Source organism: Bradyrhizobium sp. 191 (genome assembly GCF_023100985.1).
Classification (GTDB): Bacteria; Pseudomonadota; Alphaproteobacteria; order Rhizobiales; family Xanthobacteraceae; genus Bradyrhizobium; species Bradyrhizobium diversitatis.
On record NZ_CP064692.1, the window covers coordinates 2466352 to 2485627 of the forward strand.

General features: G+C 61.7%; 21 protein-coding genes. 14 read left to right on the top strand and 7 right to left on the bottom strand.

What is annotated here, in order from left to right:
- Positions 1 to 181: 181 nt before the first annotated feature.
- The 4 genes from IVB23_RS11380 to petA form a co-directional block, all read right to left on the bottom strand.
- A complete protein-coding gene (locus IVB23_RS11380) occupies positions 182 to 799 on the bottom strand; it encodes a hypothetical protein (protein WP_247803544.1) in 618 nt (205 codons plus the stop codon).
- A 20-nt stretch (positions 800 to 819) separates the two neighbouring features.
- Positions 820 to 1494, bottom strand: coding sequence for a dienelactone hydrolase family protein (locus IVB23_RS11385; protein WP_061878520.1), 675 nt, complete (start codon positions 1492 to 1494; stop codon positions 820 to 822).
- Positions 1495 to 1718: 224 nt separating this feature from the next.
- Positions 1719 to 3791 carry a cytochrome b/c1 gene (fbcH, locus tag IVB23_RS11390; RefSeq protein WP_061878521.1) on the bottom strand — a complete coding sequence of 691 codons (2073 nt, stop codon included), beginning with the start codon at positions 3789 to 3791 and terminating at the stop codon, positions 1719 to 1721.
- 62 nt (positions 3792 to 3853) lie between these two features.
- Positions 3854 to 4384, bottom strand: coding sequence for a ubiquinol-cytochrome c reductase iron-sulfur subunit (gene petA, locus IVB23_RS11395; protein ID WP_197968009.1), 531 nt, complete (start codon positions 4382 to 4384; stop codon positions 3854 to 3856).
- Positions 4385 to 4662: 278 nt separating this feature from the next.
- On the opposite strand from petA, the gene IVB23_RS11400 reads away from it, so the two are divergent.
- The 8 genes from IVB23_RS11400 to IVB23_RS11435 all read left to right on the top strand — a co-directional run bounded on the left by IVB23_RS11400 (position 4663) and on the right by IVB23_RS11435 (position 9919).
- Positions 4663 to 5121, top strand: coding sequence for a tRNA (cytidine(34)-2'-O)-methyltransferase (locus tag IVB23_RS11400; RefSeq protein WP_131867384.1), 459 nt, complete (start codon positions 4663 to 4665; stop codon positions 5119 to 5121).
- 34 nt (positions 5122 to 5155) lie between these two features.
- Complete coding sequence (gene queE / locus IVB23_RS11405; protein WP_247803545.1) at positions 5156 to 5788, top strand: 7-carboxy-7-deazaguanine synthase; 633 nt, start codon at positions 5156 to 5158, stop codon at positions 5786 to 5788.
- Positions 5789 to 5808: 20 nt separating this feature from the next.
- Entirely contained in the window at positions 5809 to 6696 is an 888-nt protein-coding gene (gene hemF, locus IVB23_RS11410) for an oxygen-dependent coproporphyrinogen oxidase (protein WP_247803547.1), read from the top strand.
- Positions 6693 to 7445, top strand: a complete 753-nt coding sequence (locus IVB23_RS11415; RefSeq protein ID WP_247803548.1) for an HAD family hydrolase — start codon at positions 6693 to 6695, stop codon at positions 7443 to 7445. Before hemF ends, IVB23_RS11415 begins: the two co-directional genes overlap by 4 nt.
- Before the next feature lie 324 nt (positions 7446 to 7769).
- A complete protein-coding gene (locus tag IVB23_RS11420; protein WP_247803550.1) occupies positions 7770 to 7961 on the top strand; it encodes a DUF2158 domain-containing protein in 192 nt (63 codons plus the stop codon).
- Between the two features lie 289 nt (positions 7962 to 8250).
- The gene (locus IVB23_RS11425; protein ID WP_247803551.1) at positions 8251 to 9129 is read left to right on the top strand and encodes a papain-like cysteine protease family protein; all 879 of its coding nucleotides are present in this window, start codon (positions 8251 to 8253) and stop codon (positions 9127 to 9129) included.
- 203 nt (positions 9130 to 9332) lie between these two features.
- Entirely contained in the window at positions 9333 to 9650 is a 318-nt protein-coding gene (locus tag IVB23_RS11430; protein WP_247803552.1) for a DUF1648 domain-containing protein, read from the top strand.
- Positions 9647 to 9919 (top strand): hypothetical protein, encoded by a 273-nt coding sequence (locus tag IVB23_RS11435; RefSeq protein WP_247803553.1) that lies wholly within the window; start codon positions 9647 to 9649, stop codon positions 9917 to 9919. The genes IVB23_RS11430 and IVB23_RS11435 overlap by 4 nt, the downstream gene beginning before the upstream one ends.
- Before the next feature lie 74 nt (positions 9920 to 9993).
- Here the strand turns inward: IVB23_RS11435 and IVB23_RS11440 are convergent, their stop codons facing one another.
- Positions 9994 to 11433, bottom strand: a complete 1440-nt coding sequence (locus IVB23_RS11440) for an IS1182 family transposase (RefSeq protein WP_247803554.1) — start codon at positions 11431 to 11433, stop codon at positions 9994 to 9996.
- 263 nt (positions 11434 to 11696) lie between these two features.
- On the opposite strand from IVB23_RS11440, the gene IVB23_RS11445 reads away from it, so the two are divergent.
- Together IVB23_RS11445 and IVB23_RS11450 are read left to right on the top strand one after the other, a co-directional pair.
- Entirely contained in the window at positions 11697 to 12173 is a 477-nt protein-coding gene (locus tag IVB23_RS11445) for a hypothetical protein (RefSeq protein ID WP_247803555.1), read from the top strand.
- A 212-nt stretch (positions 12174 to 12385) separates the two neighbouring features.
- A complete protein-coding gene (locus IVB23_RS11450; protein ID WP_247803556.1) occupies positions 12386 to 13450 on the top strand; it encodes an SDR family oxidoreductase in 1065 nt (354 codons plus the stop codon).
- A gap of 1483 nt (positions 13451 to 14933) precedes the next feature.
- Here IVB23_RS11450 and IVB23_RS11460 read toward each other — a convergent pair.
- Positions 14934 to 15206 (bottom strand): type VI secretion protein, encoded by a 273-nt coding sequence (locus IVB23_RS11460; RefSeq protein ID WP_247803557.1) that lies wholly within the window; start codon positions 15204 to 15206, stop codon positions 14934 to 14936.
- A gap of 722 nt (positions 15207 to 15928) precedes the next feature.
- On the opposite strand from IVB23_RS11460, the gene IVB23_RS11465 reads away from it, so the two are divergent.
- The 4 genes from IVB23_RS11465 (at position 15929) to IVB23_RS11480 (ending at position 17321) form a co-directional block, all read left to right on the top strand.
- Positions 15929 to 16144: a dodecin family protein gene (locus tag IVB23_RS11465; protein ID WP_061878534.1), complete on the top strand. Its 216-nt coding sequence runs from the start codon at positions 15929 to 15931 to the stop codon at positions 16142 to 16144.
- 160 nt (positions 16145 to 16304) lie between these two features.
- Positions 16305 to 16610: a hypothetical protein gene (locus IVB23_RS11470; RefSeq protein ID WP_061878535.1), complete on the top strand. Its 306-nt coding sequence runs from the start codon at positions 16305 to 16307 to the stop codon at positions 16608 to 16610.
- 159 nt (positions 16611 to 16769) lie between these two features.
- Entirely contained in the window at positions 16770 to 16955 is a 186-nt protein-coding gene (locus IVB23_RS11475) for a hypothetical protein (RefSeq protein WP_247803562.1), read from the top strand.
- 39 nt (positions 16956 to 16994) lie between these two features.
- Positions 16995 to 17321 (top strand): GcrA family cell cycle regulator, encoded by a 327-nt coding sequence (locus IVB23_RS11480; RefSeq protein ID WP_197969541.1) that lies wholly within the window; start codon positions 16995 to 16997, stop codon positions 17319 to 17321.
- A 77-nt stretch (positions 17322 to 17398) separates the two neighbouring features.
- Here the strand turns inward: IVB23_RS11480 and IVB23_RS11485 are convergent, their stop codons facing one another.
- On the bottom strand, positions 17399 to 19075 hold the full coding sequence (locus IVB23_RS11485) for a hypothetical protein (RefSeq protein WP_247803563.1): 1677 nt from the start codon (positions 19073 to 19075) through the stop codon (positions 17399 to 17401).
- Between the last annotated feature and the right edge of the window lie 201 nt (positions 19076 to 19276).

A 19276-nucleotide genomic window follows, 5' to 3' on the forward strand; every position in this document is an offset into this window, starting at 1 on the left:
ATCAGGCCGCCGCACCGCGTGGGCGACCTTCGACGATTTTGAGAAAAGAAATCGCACCGGCCGCCTCTTCAGGAGGTGCGCCACCAGAGACGGGCTGGGCGGACGGCGGTGCTCATGGGCGGATACTCACCATGGCGGACGGACGACGTCAAGAGCCGCTTGTTGGGAGCCGAGTTGCCGACTATTGCACGCCGGGGTCAGGCTGACGGCCGAACTTGCGCTTCTTCCGATCCCATTTCAGGATCGAAAAGTCGTCGCACTGCATGCATGTCAAGACGACGATGCTGCTGTCCTTTCCCTTCTGCAAGACACCAAATTGACGGTCCTCGCGCACCGCGCTCACAAAGCGGATATTCGGCGTCCCAACGGTCGGCTGGTCCAGGATCAGGATGAACCTGCCCTTCGGACCTGCGCATTCCTGGAAGACGCCGACCAACGCGACCTGTCTGGTGGCCGTCCCGTCGAACTGGCCTTCGATCGCGAAGGACAGTTTACTCTCCTCCATCGCATCCGTGCCGTCCTCGAAGAGCAAGTCCCTGGGAATGAGGTCCTTGCGGAATTCGGTCGCCTTGCACCAGTTCTTGCGGATCTGGTTCGCCGGAATGCCGCGAACCTCGGTCGTGAACGGATGGAAATCCGCAATGAGCCACCAGGCCTCCTTCTTGGGATCGCCGTGCAGCGTCACGAAAGCCTGCTGCGCCATTGCGTGAGTCGCCGCCCCCAGGAGCACGCCGACAGCGGCCACGCTCGTTCGCACGATCCGGCCAACGAGGCGGTGCGAGAAAGACGAGGTCGACATGCCGGCTGCCTTCTTTCGCATCATCCCAAATGTTTCCGGAAAAACTCCGTCGCCCTGCCCCAGGCGAGCTCGGCGGCTTCGCGGTCGTGCACGGCCTGGCGCTGCTCGTTGACGAAGGCGTGCTCGGCGTCATAGCGGAACAGCTCAAGCGACTTGCCGGCGGCCTTCATGGCCTTTTCGAAGCCGTTGACCAGCTCCGGCGTACACCAATCGTCCTTGTTGGCGAAATGGGCCTGGAGCGGGATCTTGACGTCGGCGGGCTTGGCCGCCTGCTCCGGCGGAATGCCGTAGAACACGACGCCGGCCGCGAGCTCCGGGATCTTGGTCGCGCCGATGATGGTCACGGCGCCGCCGAGGCAGAAGCCGGTTAGCCCGACCTTGGCGCCGTTGCGCGACAGGTATTGCGTGGCGCCGCGCACGGTCTGCGTGGTCGCGTCCATGAAGTCGAGCGAGTTCATCTCCTTGTTGGCGGAATCGGTGTCGTGATAGGGCACCACCTTGCCCTTGTAGAGATCGGGCGCCAGCGCGTCGAAGCCGGCCAGCGCAAAGCGGTCGCACAGGCCCTTGATCTGGTCCGACAGCCCCCACCATTCCTGGATCACGACCACGCCCGGCGCGTTGCCGCGTGCGGCGTTGGCGAGATAGCCCGAGGCGTCCTTGCCGTCCGGGCGCTTGAACGTGATGGTGGTTCCCATGGTGTCCTCCGACGCATTTTTGGGGGAGCGGTTGAGGGTTATTGTGGCGTCTAGACGGGTGCGACGCAATCCACACTCCCGTCATTCCGGGGCGGTGCGCAGCACCGAACCCGGAATCTCGAGATTCCGGGTTCGCGCTATCGCGCGCCCCGGAATGACGGAGAGTTGGGCCGACAAAAAAGCCCCCTTACGGGGGCTTTTCATTTCATCGAGTCTTGCACTGATCAGTGCGAGGCGGCCCAGACCTTCTTCTTGGTGAAGTACATCAGGCCCGCGAAGACGATCAGGAACACGAAGACCTGGAAGCCGAGGCGCTTGCGCGCTTCCATGTGCGGCTCGGCCGTCCACATCAGGAACGTGGTGACGTCCTTGGCATACTGGGCGACCGTGGCCGGCGAGCCGTCGTCATAGGTCACCTGCCCGTCGCTGAGCGGCTTCGGCATCTTGATGGCGTGGCCCGGGAAGTACCTGTTGAAGTAGGAGCCCTCCGGGATGGTCACTCCCTCCGGCACCTTCTCCTCATAGCCCTGGAGCAGCGCGGTGACATAGTCAGGCCCCTGCTCCTGGTACTGAGTGAAGACGTCGAAAATGAACCAGGGGAAACCGCGCTTGTAAGAGCGCGCCTTGGTGATCAGGGACAGGTCGGGCGGCGCCGCGCCTCCGTTCGCGGCACGCGCGGCCTGCTCGTTCGGGAATGGCGAGGGGAAATAGTCCGCCGGCCGGCCCGGCCGCTCGAACATGTCACCCGCATCGTTCGGACCGTCCTTGACCTTGTACTCCGACGCGAACGCCGACGCCTGCGCCACCGAATAGCCAGGACCGCCGGCCTCGGCGAGGTTGCGGAAGGCGATGTAAGACAAACCGTGGCAACTGGAGCAGACCTCCTTGTAGACCTTCAGGCCACGCTGCAGCGCCCCGCGGTCAAACGTCCCGAAAGGGCCCGAGAACGACCATTTGTTGCCGGGCGGCGTATCGCTGCCTTCAGACGCTTTCGCGCTGTCGATCGAGCCAGCGAACAACGAACCGGCGAGCGCCAGCACGATCGCGGTGGAGACCATCGGCGTCGACCTGCTCCCGGTCTTGGCGAGGACTGCATCCGAGATCGAGTTCGGCACCGGCCGCGGCTTCTCGATGCGCGCGAGCAGCGGCAGCACGATCAGGAAGTAGGCGAAGTAGCAGAACGTCAGGACCCGGCCGGCAACGACGTAGATGCCTTCCGGCGGCTGCGCACCGAGATAGCCGAGCAGGATGCAGACCGCGACGAAGATCCAGAAGAACTGCTTGGCGAGCGGACGGTACTTCGACGACCTGGTCTTGGCGCTGTCGAGCCAGGGCAGGAAGCACAGGATGATGATCGCCCCGAACATCGCGATGACGCCGGCGAGCTTGTCCGGAATCGAGCGCAGGATCGCGTAGAACGGCAAGTAATACCATTCCGGCACGATGTGCGGCGGCGTCACGCCCGGGTTCGCCGGAATATAGTTGTCGGCGTCGCCGAGATAGTTCGGCATGTAGAAGATGAACCAGGCGTACAGCAGCAGGAAGCAGGCAACGCCGAACATGTCCTTGATGGTGGCATGCGGCGTGAACGGCACCGTGTCCTTTTCCGTCTTCGGCTCGACGCCGTCAGGATTGTTCTGACCGGCGACGTGCAGCGCCCAGACGTGCAGCACGACGACGCCCGCGATCACGAAGGGCAGCAGATAGTGCAGCGAGAAGAAGCGGTTCAGCGTCGGGTTGCCGACCGAATAGCCACCCCACAGCAGAGTCACGATGCTCTCGCCGACATAGGGAACGGCGGAGAACAGGTTGGTGATGACGGTGGCGCCCCAGAAGCTCATCTGGCCCCAGGGCAGCACGTAGCCCATGAAGCCCGTCGCCATCATCAGGAGGTAGATGATGACGCCGAGTATCCACAGCACCTCGCGCGGCTCCTTGTAGGACCCGTAGTAGAGGCCGCGAAACATATGGACGTAGACGGCGACGAAGAACATCGAGGCGCCGACCGCATGCATGTTGCGCAGCAGCCAGCCGTAGTTCACGTCGCGGACGATCAGCTCGACCGACTTGAAGGCAAGATCGGCGTTCGGCGTGTAATGCATCGCCAGGATCACGCCGGTCAGGATCTGCATCCCCAGCATGAAAGAGAGGATGGCGCCGAAGGTCCACCAATAGTTCAGGTTGCGCGGGGTGGGATAGGCGACGAAGGAGGAATGGATGAGACCAAAGATCGGCAGACGCCGCTCGATCCATTGCAGGGCCGGATTGCTCGGCTGGTAGTCGGATGGTCCGCTCATGATGCGATCCTGAGGAAATAGTACGACGAGACGGCGCGAAGCTTCGGACGAAAGTCCGAAGCTCAGCCGATCTGGATTTTGGTGTCGGAAACGAACTGGTACGGCGGCACTGCCAGGTTCGAGGGCGCAGGGCCCTGGCGGATGCGGCCGGACGTATCGTAAACCGAACCATGGCAGGGGCAGAAGAACCCGTCGTAGCTGCCTTCATGAGCGATCGGGATGCAGCCGAGATGGGTGCAGATGCCGATCACGACCAGCCACTGATCGTGACCGGACTTGACCCGGGCCTCGTCGGACTGCGGATCGGGCAGGCTCGCCACGTTGACGGCGCGCGCTTCCTCGATCTGCTTCTTGGTGCGGTGGCTGATGTAGATCGGCTTGCCGCGCCAGAACACCTTGATGTCCTGGCCCTCGGCGATCGGACTGAGATCGACCTCGATCGGCGCACCGGCGGCGATGGTCGAGGCGTCAGGATTCATTTGGGAGATGAAGGGCCAGAGCGCAGCCGCGCCCCCTACTGCTGCAGCTGCCCCGGTTGCAACGAATAAGAAATCACGGCGTGTCGGATGGTCCGCCGAAGACGCTGTCGTCACGATTCCAACCCTTTCTTCTTGTGCTACCGGTGGAACCGCTCCGAGGGGCGCCCAAGAGGTCCCCGGAAAGGCTGCCGGCGCCCGCGGCCCCCCGCGGCGGCAGAACTTCGCTTGTCCACCTCTAAACGGGTGAAACAGCAGTCCAGAATCGTTCTATTGGCACCCTTGCCGGGCGAGCGCAAGCCCGCTAACGGCGTGGGAGCGTGCCATGCACCAATTCCCGGGCGGGCGATGTTTTATTGAGACATTCCCGCCCGCATCGACCCCCGACACAGCCCATGCAGATAGCGCTTTTTCAGCCTGACATCGCTCAGAACACCGGCACGATTCTCAGGCTTTGCGCCTGTCTGGGCATGGACGCCCATATCATCGAACCTGCGGGCTTCCCCGTCTCCGACCGCTTGTTCCGCAGGGCGGGAATGGATTACCTCGACCATGTCCGGCTGACCCGCCACGACTCCTGGTCGAAATTCGAGGACTGGCGCGCCGCACACGGCTACCGGCTGCTGCTGTTCACCACCAAGGCTGCGACCGACTACCGCGATTTTCATTACCAGAGGTCGGACATCCTGCTATTCGGACGCGAGAGCGCCGGCGTCACCGACGCGGTGGTCGAGGCCGCCGATGCGCGACTAGTGATCCCGATCGAGGCGGGACTGCGGTCGCTCAATGTGGCGATGAGCGCGGCCATGGCCGCAGGCGAGGCGCTGCGGCAGATCCGGAACCCGCAAGTCTGACAGGGTTCAAGTCTGACAGGTTGAGGAGAGACGATTGAGTTACGCGGTCAAGGAGATCTTCCTGACCCTGCAAGGCGAAGGCGCCCATGCCGGGCGTGCGTCCGTGTTCTGCCGTTTTGCCGGCTGCAATCTCTGGAGCGGCCGCGAGGCCGACCGCGCCGACGCGACCTGCAAGTTCTGCGACACCGATTTCGTCGGCACCGATGGCACCCTCGGCGGCCGTTACGCTTCGGCCGTGGAACTCGCGGACACCATTGCTGCGCAATGGACCGCCTCAGGCGGCAATCGCTACGTGGTGCTGACCGGCGGCGAGCCGCTGCTCCAGGTCGATGCCGAGCTGATCGAAGCGCTCCACGCCCGCGGCTTCGAGATCGGCGTCGAGACCAACGGCACGATCGCTGCGCCTGATGGCCTCGACTGGATCTGCGTCAGCCCGAAGGGCGGCAGCGAGCTGGTCCTGCGCCAGGGCCACGAGTTGAAGCTGGTCTATCCCCAGGCGCTGGCCGCGCCGGAGACTTTCGAGGATTTGGCCTTCGAGCGCTTCTCGCTGCAGCCGATGGACGGGCCCGAGGTGAACGAGAACACCGCGCGCGCGATCGAGTACTGTCTGCGCCATCCGCAATGGCGGCTCAGCGTGCAGACGCATAAATCGCTCGGCATCAGATAGGACGCGCCCCACGAATGCTGATGGACGCCTCAACGATAGACGACCGCAAGGCCCGCGCCCGCGCCTGGTTCGAGCGATTGCGCGACGACATCTGCGCGAGCTTCGAGCGGCTGGAGGACGACGCACCGCCAAGCCTCTATCCCGGCGAAGCCGGCCGCTTCAAGCGCACGCCCTGGGAGCGCACCGATCATACCGGCGCGGCCGGCGGCGGGGGGATGATGTCGATCATGCACGGCCGCCTGTTCGAGAAGGTCGGCGTGCACTGCTCGACGGTGCATGGCGAGTTCGCCCCCGAATTTCGGGCCCAGATCCCCGGTGCTGCGGAGGATCCAAAATTCTGGGCCTCCGGCATCTCGCTGATCGCGCATATGCGCAATCCGAACGTGCCCGCCGTGCACATGAACACCCGCTTCGTCGTCACCACCAAGGCCTGGTTCGGCGGCGGCGCCGACCTCACGCCGGTGCTGGAGCGAAGGCGGACGCAGGAGGATGCCGACACGATCGCCTTCCACGCCGCGATGAGACAGGCCTGCGCGCAGCCGGATGGCGTTGCCGATTACGACAAGTACAAGAAGTGGTGCGACGAATATTTCTACCTGCCGCACCGGAAAGAGGCGCGCGGCATCGGCGGCATCTTCTACGACTGGCACGACAGCGGCGACTGGGACGCCGACCTCGCCTTCACCCAGGACGTCGGCCGCGCCTTCCTGAAGATCTATCCCGAGATCGTGCGGCGCAATTTCGCGACAGGCTGGACCGCGGAGGATCGCGAGGAGCAACTGATCCGGCGCGGCCGCTATGTCGAGTTCAACCTGCTCTACGACCGCGGCACCATCTTCGGACTCAAGACCGGCGGCAATGTGGATTCCATCCTGTCGTCGCTGCCCCCGGAGGTGAAGTGGCCATGACGACGATGAAGCTCGCCGTGAGGCCGCTGCCGCGCGCCATGCTGATCGACATGGACGACACCATCCTGTCGGCCTATGGCCGGCCCGAGATCGCCTGGAACACGATCGCGAACGAGTTTGCCGAGGAGCTTGCGCCGCTGCCGCCGGCCAAGGTCGCAACCGCGGTGCTGGCTTTCGCGCGAAACTTCTGGGCGAACGCGGAAGCGGCGTGGCGGATGAAGCTCGCCGAGGCGCGGCACCTGACAGTCAAGGGCGGCTTTGCCGCGCTTGCGGCGGCCGGCCATCGCGCCCTGCCCGACGATCTCGCCGTTCGCCTCGCCGACCGCTTCACCGCCTATCGCGAGGAGGAGATGTTCGTGTTTCCCGGTGCGCATGAGGCGATCGACCGCTTCAAGGCGCTCGGCATCAAGCTCGCGCTGGTCACCAACGGCGCCGCGGACATGCAGCGCGCCAAGGTCGAGCGGTTCGAGCTGGCGCACCGCTTCCACCACATCCAGATCGAAGGCGAGCACGGCTTCGGCAAGCCCGAGGAGCGCGCCTATCTGCACGCCATGCAGGCGCTCGGCGTCACCGCCGAGGAGACCTGGATGATCGGCGACAACCTGGAATGGGAAGTCGTGACGCCGCAGCGTCTCGGCATCTACTCGATCTGGATGGACGTGCATGGCGACGGCCTGCCCGAAGGCTCGACGGTCAAGCCCGACCGCATCATCCGCTCGCTCGGCGAGCTGCTGCCTGACCAGGCGTAACCCGGCAAAACAAAAACTGCGAAAACAACCCCATGCACAGTAGCCGGCTGCTGCAAAATCAAGGATTTCCGGATTTTGCGAAATCCGCTTTGACCCGTCGGGCAAAACAGGGGTATGATGTCATCGTCGCGGGCTTGTGATGGACAGGATTCTGCGTGAGCCGCATCAGCAACCAGTGCCAGCCGAACCCGCCGATCACCAGCGCGCGAGCCTGAGACCGTAGCGCAACGCGCCTGCCGAATTTCCCGGAACGCGCAGCCGGCGTGATCGGCATGTCATGACGGCCTGCTAGCCTCACGGCCGATCAACCCGAAAGGACAATCCATGGAATTGAAAGCCGGCGACGTGGTGATGCTGAAATCCGGCGGCCAGCCGCTGACCGTCGCGGAGGCGAAGACGGACGAGGTGCTGTGCCTGTGGATGGGCATGGAAGGCGACCTGTTCCGCGAGACGCTGCCGCTGGCCGTGCTCGTGCAGGTGGAAGAGGATGAAGATGAAGAGGAGGACGAGGAGTAGGCTCGCCTGACACTGCGTCCTCGTTGGATCGGAGCGTTCCGCTGCGACGCTCTCGATCTCCGCTTCTCTGCCAACAGCAGTGCAGCAGAGGACATCGCTGGATGTCGCAGGAGGGCACACGAGCTGACTTCAAACGACGACTTGAACAGTTGAATAGGACGGTTCCAGCGCGGAGATGCCCACGCCGCACCCAACAAGGCAGGTCACCGGGAGCTATTCGCCTGTACCGGGGTAGCATCTCTAGGTTGAACGAGTATTATTGAGCATTGCGGAAACAGGAGGGCCGATCATGCCGTTGGACCGCCCCGTGCCGTTTTTCTCCCAAAACGCCGGCCCAAGCGGGCCCAAGATCGATGATCCCACAGGTTGTTGGTACGCATCCGCACGAATGATAAGCGTCTATTACGGGGGGCCCTATTCCTCACGCAAGGAGGTGCCGGAGCTCGACAACCCGGACGGCACTCACAAGGGGCTGCCGATGGCGGGGAAGGAGTTAAGCATCTTCCTCAAAAATGAAAGATTGCTTCCGGTCACGACGCGGTTGACCACGCCCGACGATTTCGACGCGGTGCTGACCAATAGCGGGCCGATCATGGTCAATTGGTGGGCCCCAAGTCGCGGCCTTCACGTGTCGGTCATCGTCGGAGTCCTGGAGAAGGATGTCTTCTACCATGATCCCGCCGTTGGCCCCAATCAGTCGATGTTGGTGACAATGTTGAATCTTCGGCGCACGGGTCCAATGGGCCGCGTAGACCCAATGTATGTGCGCGACCCAAAAACCATAGGAAGGCGGCTGGAATCAAATCCAAAAGAACTCGTTCTCGCATCGGACGGAGTGGTCAAGAAATACCCGCTGCCGTGGCCGACGGGCTGGTGGCGCGTGTGGGACGGCGGCACATGGTACTACTACCTCGGCGACAATGGGGTCGCGATGTCGAGCAAGACGCCGCCGTCCAATACCGAGACGCCCGCCAAGACAAAGGTACACAACACCGGCACTTGGGTTCGCACCTCGCCGAGGACGCTCGTGGTCACCTGGAAGCAGGTCGCCGGCGCGCCGAAGAAGTGCGAGGAGACGTTCTGGAACGCGGTTGACGAGTGCGAGCGGATGGACGCGACCTCGAACCTTTACTCCCCGCTGGTGGCGACGCGGTTTCGGGCCAAGTGAAATCGGCCGGCGCATGGCGGCGCCCAAAAGCTTCGTTGCCCGAATTGGGCCGACGTCCGCTTTGGGGCCCAGAAGCGGTCGTAACATCCAGTCAATCTACCAGCAACCATAAGGAAGTAGACGCGAACGGTTCCATCTTAACAAGAATGGATTGCTTCCCCGCCTTTGGATAATCTCGGGCTGGTGTTTGGAAGGCGGAAAACATGGTGCCAGCAGACTACGTCTTTGGCTTCGCTATCGCGGTCGTCGTCGGGGCAAACCTTTATCTTGGCCCGCGGATCGCGAGCGAGCGCATTGCTATGCAATGGGGTCCCAACGGCGAGCCAACTTGGTACGCCCCAAAATGGCTCACTATGTGGGGGATGATTGCCTTCATGGCGGCCGTCCGGCTCTTCATTTGGCTGGCTTCAACATATGCGCCGCAGCATGTGCACGGGGTTGAATTGGGGATAATCATTTTCTCGCTGGCCGCCGCCATTTCTCACCTGTTTGTCTTGATGAAGGCGAGAGCGGCGCGTTGAACGAGGTTCTGGCCGGGAAAGATGATCGAATGCTGTGCTTGGTCATGGCGGATAAAAAAAGCAACATCCCGACCGGACGGACCTATCTTGGGTTTGCCCTGGCTTGGACGGTCCTGTTTTTCTTGGTCTATCTGATTTGCATCGCTCTATTTGCCGCCGGTCGTTGGGAGATTGGCCTTCTCATCATCCTGCTCACCGTCTGTGGATTTGTTCGACACAGCGTATGGCTTGGGAAACGTGCGAAGCGAGGCCTGGTTCGCAGGCGCTGAAGTCCGCTCGGGGTCTTGGTCGTGTAAAAACGCCGGTCGCTAGGCAGTCGAGCGGAAGTCATGATCGCTTGGTGTCAGGCCGCGATCGCAGCCATCAGCGGCTTGACCCCGACGATGTTCATGACCCGTGTCAGATTGTAGGCCAGGACGGAGAGCGCCATTTCGGCCGCCACTTTCGGAAGCGTTTTGGTCAGGAAGTGTGTCGCTCCCATGCGGGCTTTCATGGTGCCGAACGGATGTTCGACTGTTTCGCGACGCTGACGCATGGCGTGCGGGTTTGCATCAAGGCGATGCTGCACAGCCTCGAGCAGATGCTCATGCTCCCATCGCGTAAGCCGCCGTTCTGACCCAGGCGTGCATTGGGTCTTGAGCGAACAGCTTTGACAGGCCGTCGTCCAGTAGCGCCGCAGCACCTTGCCGTCTTCTTCATTCGTATAGCGATATGACAGCCGCTCCCCGGCCGGGCAGCGATAGGCGTCCTCCTCTGGCAAATAGGCAAAGTCCTGTTTACCGAAGCGTCCGTCTGCCTTAGCGCCGGACGTTAGCGGTTTGGGCAGAGTTACTGTGATGCCTGCTTCGTGGCACGCGAGGATCTCTGGGCTGTTGAAGTAGCCGCGATCGGCTACCGCTTCGAGCGTCTCGGTCTTGAGAACAGCCTTCGCCTGCTTGGCCATATTGGCAAGTTGTGCCCGATCCGAGCCGCTGTTCGTCACCTCATGCGTCACAATCAGATGGTGCTCGGTGTCTACGGCGACCTGTACGTTGTAGCCAACAACGCCAGAGCCGCGGCCGCTCGTTGCCATCGAGCGGCTGTCGGGGTCGGTCAGCGAGATTTGCTGGTCAGGCGAAGCAAGCATTTGCTTCTCGTAGACGGCAAGCTTGCCCATTTCCTCCTTCAGCTTTGTCAGCTTCTCGGTAAGCCTCGTCACCTTCGTGGCCAGCGCCTCCGTCGGCTCCTGGCGGTCGGCCGTGTCAAGTTGGCTCAGATAGCGCGCGACGCTCTCCTCCAACTGAGCACGCCGTCGCTCCATCTTCGCGCGCGTGAAGTTCCTGTCCCGGTTGTTCACGGCCTTGAACTTGCTGCCATCGATGGCGACGCTCGCCGTCGCCAGCAGACCAATGTCTCGGCAGAGTTCGACGAAGCGCGCACATACCTTGCGCGGCGCCAGGCCGTTGTCCTTCCGGAAGTCCGCAATCGTCTTGTGATCGGGAGCGAGCCGACCCAGCAGCCACATCACCTCGACATTGCGCCCGGCCTCTCGTTCCAGCCGCCGACTCGACTGTATCCGGTTCAGATAGCCGTAGATGTAAAGCTTAAGGAGCACCGAGGGATGGTGCGACGGCCGACCCGTGGCCGCCGGCTCCACACCCTCAAAGCCCATCTCAGCCAAACCGAGCGCATCGACAAATACGTCGATCACGCGAACTGGGTTGCTCTCGTCAATGAAGTCATCGAGGCATTCGGGCAACAGCGTCCGCTGCCCACGATCCGCCTCTTCAACGAAGCGCCTCATCGATTCCCCCAAAGAATCACAGGAGAATCATAACAGCAGTCCAGTGTTTTCACACAGCCAGGGTCAGAAGCCGACATGCGTCGCTTTGTTGGCTAAGGAGTGATGTTTCCTTAATTTCGGTATGTGAGAAATTCGAGAATCGCAGGGGTATTCTTAAAACGATGCGACTTGCATTACCGAGCCGCGCCGACGATTGCGCTAAACGGCGTAGGAAAATTCCTGAATGGACCGCTGCGGCAACATCCGGTGACGTTGATGCTCAGTTGGCCCTCGCCTGGGAGTATGCCCGAGGCGATGCCGTTGACCTAGATTTCGTGACGGCGTGGGACTGGTTTGATCGAGCCGCCTCATCCGGTCAGGAGAACGGTGTTTTGCATCGCGCCCGTTTCCTTCAGCTTCGCGGCGTGCCGGAGGGGGTACGTGAACTTCGTAAGCTTGCCGTCAAAGGCAACTGGAACGCGCAATTTTGGCTCGCTACGCACTATCAGTCACGTGACGGGCGTTTGGACCAATTGAGAGCCGCGGTATGGTACGACCGGTCTTACAATAACGGCTTCCGCGGCGGCAAGCTCGCTAAGCTTGCACAACTAAGAAGAACTGCGCATCAACCCTTCAAAACTGTGTTTGCCGTCAAGCTTACTTTCGAAGCCATTTCGTTTTTCCTGCAGATTTTTCGTCACGAGCAGCAGATCAAATTTCATGAGGTGCTGCTTTATCGCTTAGGGAAACGAACCTCGTGAGAGCAGTCAGTAAGAGATCGAAGTCTGCTTCGGGTCATGAGCTCCTAGCCTGACGCGGTTCGGGTCACCTTCAGGACGCAGGCCTCGCCGCGCGTCGACCAAGATCGGCCACGGGCCAAAACCGGACCAACTCGCAACATCACGAAACAGGGATTTGGATTGCTCGCGCTTCATCGGCGCCCCATCTCGAATGGATCGCAAAGGGTCCGAAGATGGAACGTTCCGCACTTGTCGCAGGAGCAACCGGCATAGTGGGCAACAACCTTGCCCGACATCTCCTGGAGCGCGGGTGGTCAGTGTCCGGGCTGGCGCGCAGGCCAGGAATTGATATCGCGGGTATGTTGCCGATCGCCGCTGATCTGTTGGATCCAGCGTCGCTCGGATCGGCGCTGCGCGATCTGCATCCCACGCATGTTTTCTTCACCACGTGGCTTCGACAGAAAACGGAGGCAGAGAATATCCTGATCAACTCTGCGATGGTACGCAACTTGCTGGATGCATTGTCATCTGCCGGGTCGGTCAGGCACGTCGCACTCGTAACCGGCCTCAAGCACTATCTCGGGCCGTTCGAATCCTATGGTCAAAGCAGCTTGATCGCCACGCCGTTTCGAGAGGACCAGCCTCGGCTCGACACTGAGAATTTCTATTATGCCCAGGAAGATGCGGTGTTCGCGGCGGCGAAACGAGACGGCTTCAGCTGGAGCATTCACCGGCCACATACGATCATAGGCTATGCCGTCGGGAATGCCATGAACATGGGCACGACGCTCGCTGCGTATGCCACGATCTGCCGCGAGATCGGACGGCCTTTTCTGTTTCCAGGCTCCGCAACTCAGTGGAACGCGCTAACGGACATGACGGACGCCAGACTGTTGGCCAGACATCTGGAATGGGCGGCCACGACAGAGGCTGCCCGCAATCAGGCTTTCAATGTCGTCAACGGGGACGTGTTCCGTTGGAAGTGGATGTGGGGGCGCCTGGCAGCCTGGTTCGGACTGCAGCCAGCAGCGTTTCCGAGCGAGCGCCTTCCGCTTGAGCGACAGATGAGCGACGCTCCCCCGATCTGGTCCGACATCGCCCGGAAGCATCATTTGGCAGAACCGGATCTCAACCGACTGGCGTCTGCGTGGCACACCGATGGGGACCTCGGCCGGCCGATCGAGGTTGTCACCGACATGGGCAAGAGTCGTCGGCTCGGATTCCTCGACTATCAGGCGACGGACGAAAGTTTTTTCGACCTGTTCACGACTCTGCGAGAGAAGCGAATCATACCGTGAGCGTGTGGCTCGCTCGAGGTGTTCGAACCGAGCGGAACTTTCGCTTTGGGTCAGCGGTAGTCGAGGCGAAGTCAGCGCCGCGTCCGGTTCACCACTGACAGCCGACGTGACGGTGAGCGCCTCGTTGTTCAGCCAGGATCCACCAACTGATCCATCAGAGCTGCATAGGCGATGGGCCATCTGATCCGCGCCTTCGGCGCCGGAAGCGCGCGTGCCTGCTTCGCAACAGGGCAATCTAAGACGGTCGCGAACTCCGGCGCGCTGGCTGGTGCAGACTGCCGCTGCAATCAACGGCCGCCCTGTCAGCCTCCAGCAATTCGATGGCGCATCGGATCATCGAAAGGCTGAGAGCGTCCATTCCCGGCGATATCAATCGGCGGAACTGTTCGATCTCATTGTCGATCTGGTCGCACTTGTTGCACATGTGCATCCCGCGGCTTGCAGGCGGGAGCAACGAGCTCTCAGTCACCCATAGCAGCCCAGGAATCCGAAAAGGTGATTGAGCTTAAAGCCGATCTCCAAGCGGCGTTCCTCGAAAGCCGCATGAAATCGCTTTCAGCCTCCAGACGTCGCATCGGGCGGCTGCCGACGCACGCAAAAACGCCGCCCGCTTGAAATAAAGCGCAGGCGGCGTCCTTCCAGCCCCGGGAGGGTGAGAGTAAAATCCCGACAAGAGTTAGTCGCCGCGTTGCGTGCCAAGGTTCATCACATCGGGCCATAGCGCGACCTAAAAAGCGATGTGATCAGGATGAATCGTCATCGCGCTCCAGGTTGTCGTTTGAGCATGATCGCTTTCGGAAAGCCGATGCACACTTCTCCGGATCATGCTGCAGATTTCAACTTGGCGGCTGCAGTCCCGGAGAGGTCAGCCACTTGTTGACCTCCCCGGCAGCATCGATCTGCCGGGCTTTCCGCAAGAGCTCTGTGCGGCGGATGCCAAGGGGCATCCCTTTGGCCTGCTGACGAAGGTTGAGTGCCTCTTGTGCCAGGCGGTATTCGAATGTCGATGTTGGTTCCGGGGATCGGCGAGCCGACATGTTTGATGCTCCGCTGCGGGGTTGAGCGGGAGCGCAACTCGCGTTCACACCACCGGTAAATGCTGCGGGCCGCTCGGCGGTAGCGAGACAATGCTCCCTTATCTGCTGGATAGCGAGCGCTTTGTTTCGCGTCGCGCAGGAACCCAACCGCAGATGCACGGGTTTGCCGCTGATTGGATCAATCCTCGTCGCTTGAAGTCTCGTTTGAACGATCGACCCGGACCTCTCTGAATTCCGTGGGCCCATCAAGCAGGTGCTGCTTTCTCGTCGATTGGTCCTTCGAGCTCGCGGAACCGTCGGCCCTGTCGTCCAGTACCGCACCGGCCAGATGAACCGCGCGCTTTCGTTGGTGAAGCACGCGGCTCCCCTTCGCATCTTCTTTCGTCATTCAGCTGGCCCTCTGAATTGGAGCGCGACGTTCAGGAGCGCGCCGCGGTCGGTGCCACTCAGCAATCGCGGCAAATATTCTTCAGCTTCGCGGCGGTTCGGGCTTCTTCGTCGAGAAACGGGTCCTTGTAGCCGGACGACGAATCGACGGTGGTTTTGGCGGGCCGCCCTGTTTTGGGAGGAAAAGCCGCATCGTAACAGGAGAGGCGCGCGTTGGCGCTTTCGATCGCACGGCAGTTCGGCTCCGCGGCAAGAGCTGCAGGCGTGGGTGTGCCCAGCGCCGATGCCAGCAAAAGCGCCGCGATCCATGTGCCTGGTCCAGCCATCCTCATGCTGAACTCCATCGCTATTTGGTTCCGCTCGCCCAAACGGGGCGCTCGCCGGTCCAGGCCGGTAGAGCATCCCATTCGGACCAGCGCATCCTGCGCTCCTCGCCTCCGACCCTGACGAAAACAAAGGGCGCATCGTCCCGACCTGTTTTCGAACCCACGAAAATCGCCGGAACGCCGTAGGCATCCCTGATCACTGCTGTATTTGCCATTCCCGCCTCCTGTCTCGGTTCACGCCCTGGCTCAAGTCCTTGCTTGAAAGCGGCTCCCATGGAACGGACCTGCCGCTCATAGAACGGCCACGATCGCGATCAGCAACACGAGGAAGATCGGCACCAACAGCGGTGGCACCAGCCATTCACGAATGTCGAATTTGACCTGATTGGACATCTGACCGCCTTCTTTCGGGTGGAGGCGGGAGCGCAAAGCTCTCAGTCACCGATAACAGCCACGTCGCGTGCGGTGATGCCGGCTGTGTAGCACCCCCCTCACCAACTAGCGAGGCCAATCTTGGCCGATGGTCGATTGCGACAGGGGTTGCTTCGCGTGACGTTGCGCCCACTACAACAGGCAATCTCCTGGCTTCCGGTGAGCTTGATCGGACGCCAGGTTTGGCAAGCAGGAAAGTGACAGCCAATCAGACCCTTTCGGCATCATCTCCAGAGACGTATCAGCGTCGAGATACCGATGCTAGATTTCCTGCTCCTGCCCAATAGGAGGACCACATGCCCGATAGCGTCTACAAGGTCATCGAACTGGTCGGTACCAGCACGGACTCATGGGAGAAGGCAGCCGCCAATGCGGTCGAACGCGCTGCAAAATCTCTCCGAGATCTTCGAGTTGCAGAGGTCGTCAAGCTCGATATGCAACTGGATGACAAGGGGAAGGTCGAGGCCTATCGCGCCAAGCTCAACGTATCGTTCAAGTTCGAGGGCTCCTGAGCCTCGGCACCTCGCCCCCACTTGCGGGGCGAGGATGGCTCATTGGAAAGGGTGCGTTGCGCAGCGCCCGGCCGGACGATGTCGCCCGTACCGAAAGTTGCCCTGGTCCGACTGGGACGATATGCTTTGATGCGAGGGGCGTGTGGCGCGTGGTGGCCCCATGTACATGGTCATTCGCAAGTACACCAGGGTTCGTTCGGTCGCGGACGCCGCGCGTCGCGCCAAGAGCGGCGTCGGTGAGATCCTGAGGCAATCGCAGGGATTCAGATCCTACCATGTGATGGACGCGGGCGACGGTGTCGGTATCGCCGTGATGATATTTGATGACCGCGAAAGCGCCAACGCAGCGAACGCCAAGATACTCGCGTTTGTTCAGGCGAGTCTGCATGACCTCGATCTTGGGGTTCCCGAAGTCACCACCGGCGAGGTCTTGGTGGACATAGAGCAAAATGGGCTTCGGGTTTGAAAATAGCCCAAACGTCACCAGTTGCGTGGTGGGTGCGGCCGTTGCTCGCGTCATCGACCTGATGTCGACCTCGCGCCTGCACCGATCGCGCCCTGGACATGCGCGCACCGCCCGGCGGGAATATTCGACGGCGCGTGCTTTTCGAGGAGCAGCAACGACATGAAGCAACACACCTCCGAACCATTTTCCACCGCAGCGAACGGCTGGACACCACTCATGCTCATGGGCGTCGTGATGCCGCCCCGGGATCCCGATGAAGACGAGGAGGACGAAGACGACGATGAGGACGATGAGGACGGGGATGCTGACGAACCGGCGGTCGTGCGCGAGCCCGATGAAGACTAGACTAGCCCGCATCCGGCAGTCGGCGCTATAATCTCTCTCATGAGCTGGGATGCAAAAGACATAGCGCTTCTCAAAAGGCTCTGGTTCGAAGGACAGAGCGCGGCGCAGATTGCGCGCCCTCTCGGCTGCAGTCGCAACGCGGTCTGCGGCATGCTGACCCGTCTTGGCCTGAAGCGTGGCCACAAGTCGCCCACAGCACGGCCCAAGATAAGGCCGGCCCCGAAGCTGAGGCCGTCGTCGGCACCCTGCCCCCGTCCGGTCACACACAAGGTGTCGTCGAGGAGAGCGGAGAGGCAGCAGCCCAAGGAATTCAGCAGGCAGCAGCTTTACGCCATTCTGGCCGAGGCGGTCAGAAACACCGGCTAAGCGACAACCACGAGCGTCCTTGTGCTCCGTCAGTGTCCTGGCCCAGTTCGATGGGTTCGGGCCAATGCATCTCGTCTTCAGGCGAACAGGAAGTCGTTTGCCGTGAGCGAACCTGCGAAGTTGTGCAGAGTCACTTGATCCGCTCCCGCGGTAACGAGGGTGTCAGTTCCGGATTGGGTGATGACGAGATCGTTGAACGAGTGCACGCCCGCCACATTGCTGAACTTGATCCGGTCATGCTGGCTCTGGCTGAAGTCTTCGATGGTGTTCTGGGTCCCGACTGTCGCCGGGCCATCGTCCTTGAACACGAACAGGTCTCGGCCGCCATCAGCGTCGCCCAGCAACAATCCGTCACCCCACATCTCATTGCTGACTGTCCCGCCGGGGGCCGCGGTTCCCGCGAACAAGATATCGTCGCCGCCTTCGGCGCAGCCGGATATGGATTCCGCGTCACCAAAGAGAATGTTGCTGGCCGAGCCAGTGCCGAAGTTGCTGCCGCCGACAAGAGTATCGTCGCCGCCCTCGGCGCAGCCGGACATGGATTTCGCGTCACCGAGAAGAATGTTGCTCGTCGAGCCAGGGCCGAAGCTGTCGCCGCCTGCGAAGGCGTCGTTGCCGCCCTGGGCACGGCCGGACATGTCGCCGCCCGCGTCACCGTAGAAGGTGGTGGAGCCAGTAAGGGAGCTGTTGCCGCCCGTGAAGGTGTCATCGCCGCCCCGAGCACAGCCCAACATGTCGCCGCCCGCATCGCCATGGAAAGTGTTGGTAGAGTCGTTACCTCCGGTGAAAATGTCGTCGCCGCCCCGAGCATGGCCGGCCATGTCGCCGCCGGCATCGCCATAGAAAACGTGAGAGGCAAGACTGCCGCCGGTGAAGCCGTCGTTGCCACCCTGAGCATAGCCGGACATGCTGCCGCCCGCATCGCCGTAAAAGGCGTTGGAGGCCTTGCTGGAGCCCGTGAAGGCATCGCCGCCGCCCTGAGCGTGACCTGACATGTTGCCGCCAGCATCGCCATAGAACGTGTTGGAGGAGGGAGCAGGGAGGTCGATGATGCCCGTGAAGATATCGTCCCCGCCGTGAGCATGGCCGGACATGTCGCCGCCGGCATCACCATGGAAAGTATTGAACGAGAAGGCGCCGCCCGTGAAGGTATCGTTGCCGCCCCGAGCGTGGCCCGACATGTTGCCGCCAGCATCGCCATAGGAGACGTTTGAGGTGAAGGCACCGCCCGTGAAAGTGTCGTTGCCGCCCCGAGCATGGCCGGACATGCTGCCGCCCGCATCGCCGTAGAAAGTATTGGTGCCGCCACCGCTGCCGCCCGTGAAGGTATCGTCGCCGCCACGAGCATGGCCGGACATATCGCCGCCCGCATCGCCATGGAAAGTGTTGGTCGCGGGGCCAGTTCCGCTGAAAATGTCGTTGCCGCCCTTACTGTGGTCGGACATGTCATCGCCCGCGTCGCCGTAAGCGGTGTTGCTCGGGGAAGCGAACGTGAAGGTATCGTCGCCGCCACGAGCAAAATCGAACAAGTCGCCGGCCGCGTCACCGTAGAAAGTGTAGTGGATGGGGGCGCCCCCCGCTAACGAGGGCCCGGTGAAGGTATCGTTGCCGCCCCTCGAAAAATCGAACATGCTGCCGCCAGCATCGCCGATCAAGATCATTTGAGTTGGGTCACCCACGAGGACGTCATCGGTACCCCATTGATGATTGGTCAGATCACCAGGGGTAAATGGAACGCGCTTAAACTTGAACATGGCAAGCTCCGCGCTTCAGACGACCACCCCAGAACGCGCATGATGCTCAAATCGGAGCGGGATTATTGACGAAGGTCAACTCGCGGGGCGCCACATCAGGTTAGCCGCCAAGCGAACACGGCCTGACGGAACCAAGCGGCCGAGGACGGCCAGGCCGCTTCCGGCTTGTGCTCGGGGTCGACGTCTGCGAGTACGGCGGTC

What these genes read in the sequence shown, in the direction of transcription:
- IVB23_RS11385 (WP_061878520.1), bottom strand. Translation starts at nt 1,494, where the DNA reads ATGGGAACCACCATCACGTTCAAGCGCCCGGACGGCAAGGACGCCTCG.
- IVB23_RS11400 (WP_131867384.1), top strand. Translation starts at nt 4,663, where the DNA reads ATGCAGATAGCGCTTTTTCAGCCTGACATCGCTCAGAACACCGGCACG.
- IVB23_RS11380 (WP_247803544.1), bottom strand. Translation starts at nt 799, where the DNA reads ATGTCGACCTCGTCTTTCTCGCACCGCCTCGTTGGCCGGATCGTGCGA.
- hemF (WP_247803547.1), top strand. Translation starts at nt 5,809, where the DNA reads ATGGACGCCTCAACGATAGACGACCGCAAGGCCCGCGCCCGCGCCTGG.
- IVB23_RS11475 (WP_247803562.1), top strand. Translation starts at nt 16,770, where the DNA reads ATGAAGCAACACACCTCCGAACCATTTTCCACCGCAGCGAACGGCTGG.
- IVB23_RS11465 (WP_061878534.1), top strand. Translation starts at nt 15,929, where the DNA reads ATGCCCGATAGCGTCTACAAGGTCATCGAACTGGTCGGTACCAGCACG.
- IVB23_RS11470 (WP_061878535.1), top strand. Translation starts at nt 16,305, where the DNA reads ATGTACATGGTCATTCGCAAGTACACCAGGGTTCGTTCGGTCGCGGAC.
- IVB23_RS11480 (WP_197969541.1), top strand. Translation starts at nt 16,995, where the DNA reads ATGAGCTGGGATGCAAAAGACATAGCGCTTCTCAAAAGGCTCTGGTTC.
- fbcH (WP_061878521.1), bottom strand. Translation starts at nt 3,791, where the DNA reads ATGAGCGGACCATCCGACTACCAGCCGAGCAATCCGGCCCTGCAATGG.
- IVB23_RS11415 (WP_247803548.1), top strand. Translation starts at nt 6,693, where the DNA reads ATGACGACGATGAAGCTCGCCGTGAGGCCGCTGCCGCGCGCCATGCTG.
- IVB23_RS11460 (WP_247803557.1), bottom strand. Translation starts at nt 15,206, where the DNA reads ATGAGGATGGCTGGACCAGGCACATGGATCGCGGCGCTTTTGCTGGCA.
- IVB23_RS11420 (WP_247803550.1), top strand. Translation starts at nt 7,770, where the DNA reads ATGGAATTGAAAGCCGGCGACGTGGTGATGCTGAAATCCGGCGGCCAG.
- IVB23_RS11450 (WP_247803556.1), top strand. Translation starts at nt 12,386, where the DNA reads ATGGAACGTTCCGCACTTGTCGCAGGAGCAACCGGCATAGTGGGCAAC.
- IVB23_RS11485 (WP_247803563.1), bottom strand. Translation starts at nt 19,075, where the DNA reads ATGTTCAAGTTTAAGCGCGTTCCATTTACCCCTGGTGATCTGACCAAT.
- IVB23_RS11440 (WP_247803554.1), bottom strand. Translation starts at nt 11,433, where the DNA reads ATGAGGCGCTTCGTTGAAGAGGCGGATCGTGGGCAGCGGACGCTGTTG.
- IVB23_RS11425 (WP_247803551.1), top strand. Translation starts at nt 8,251, where the DNA reads ATGCCGTTGGACCGCCCCGTGCCGTTTTTCTCCCAAAACGCCGGCCCA.
- IVB23_RS11430 (WP_247803552.1), top strand. Translation starts at nt 9,333, where the DNA reads ATGGTGCCAGCAGACTACGTCTTTGGCTTCGCTATCGCGGTCGTCGTC.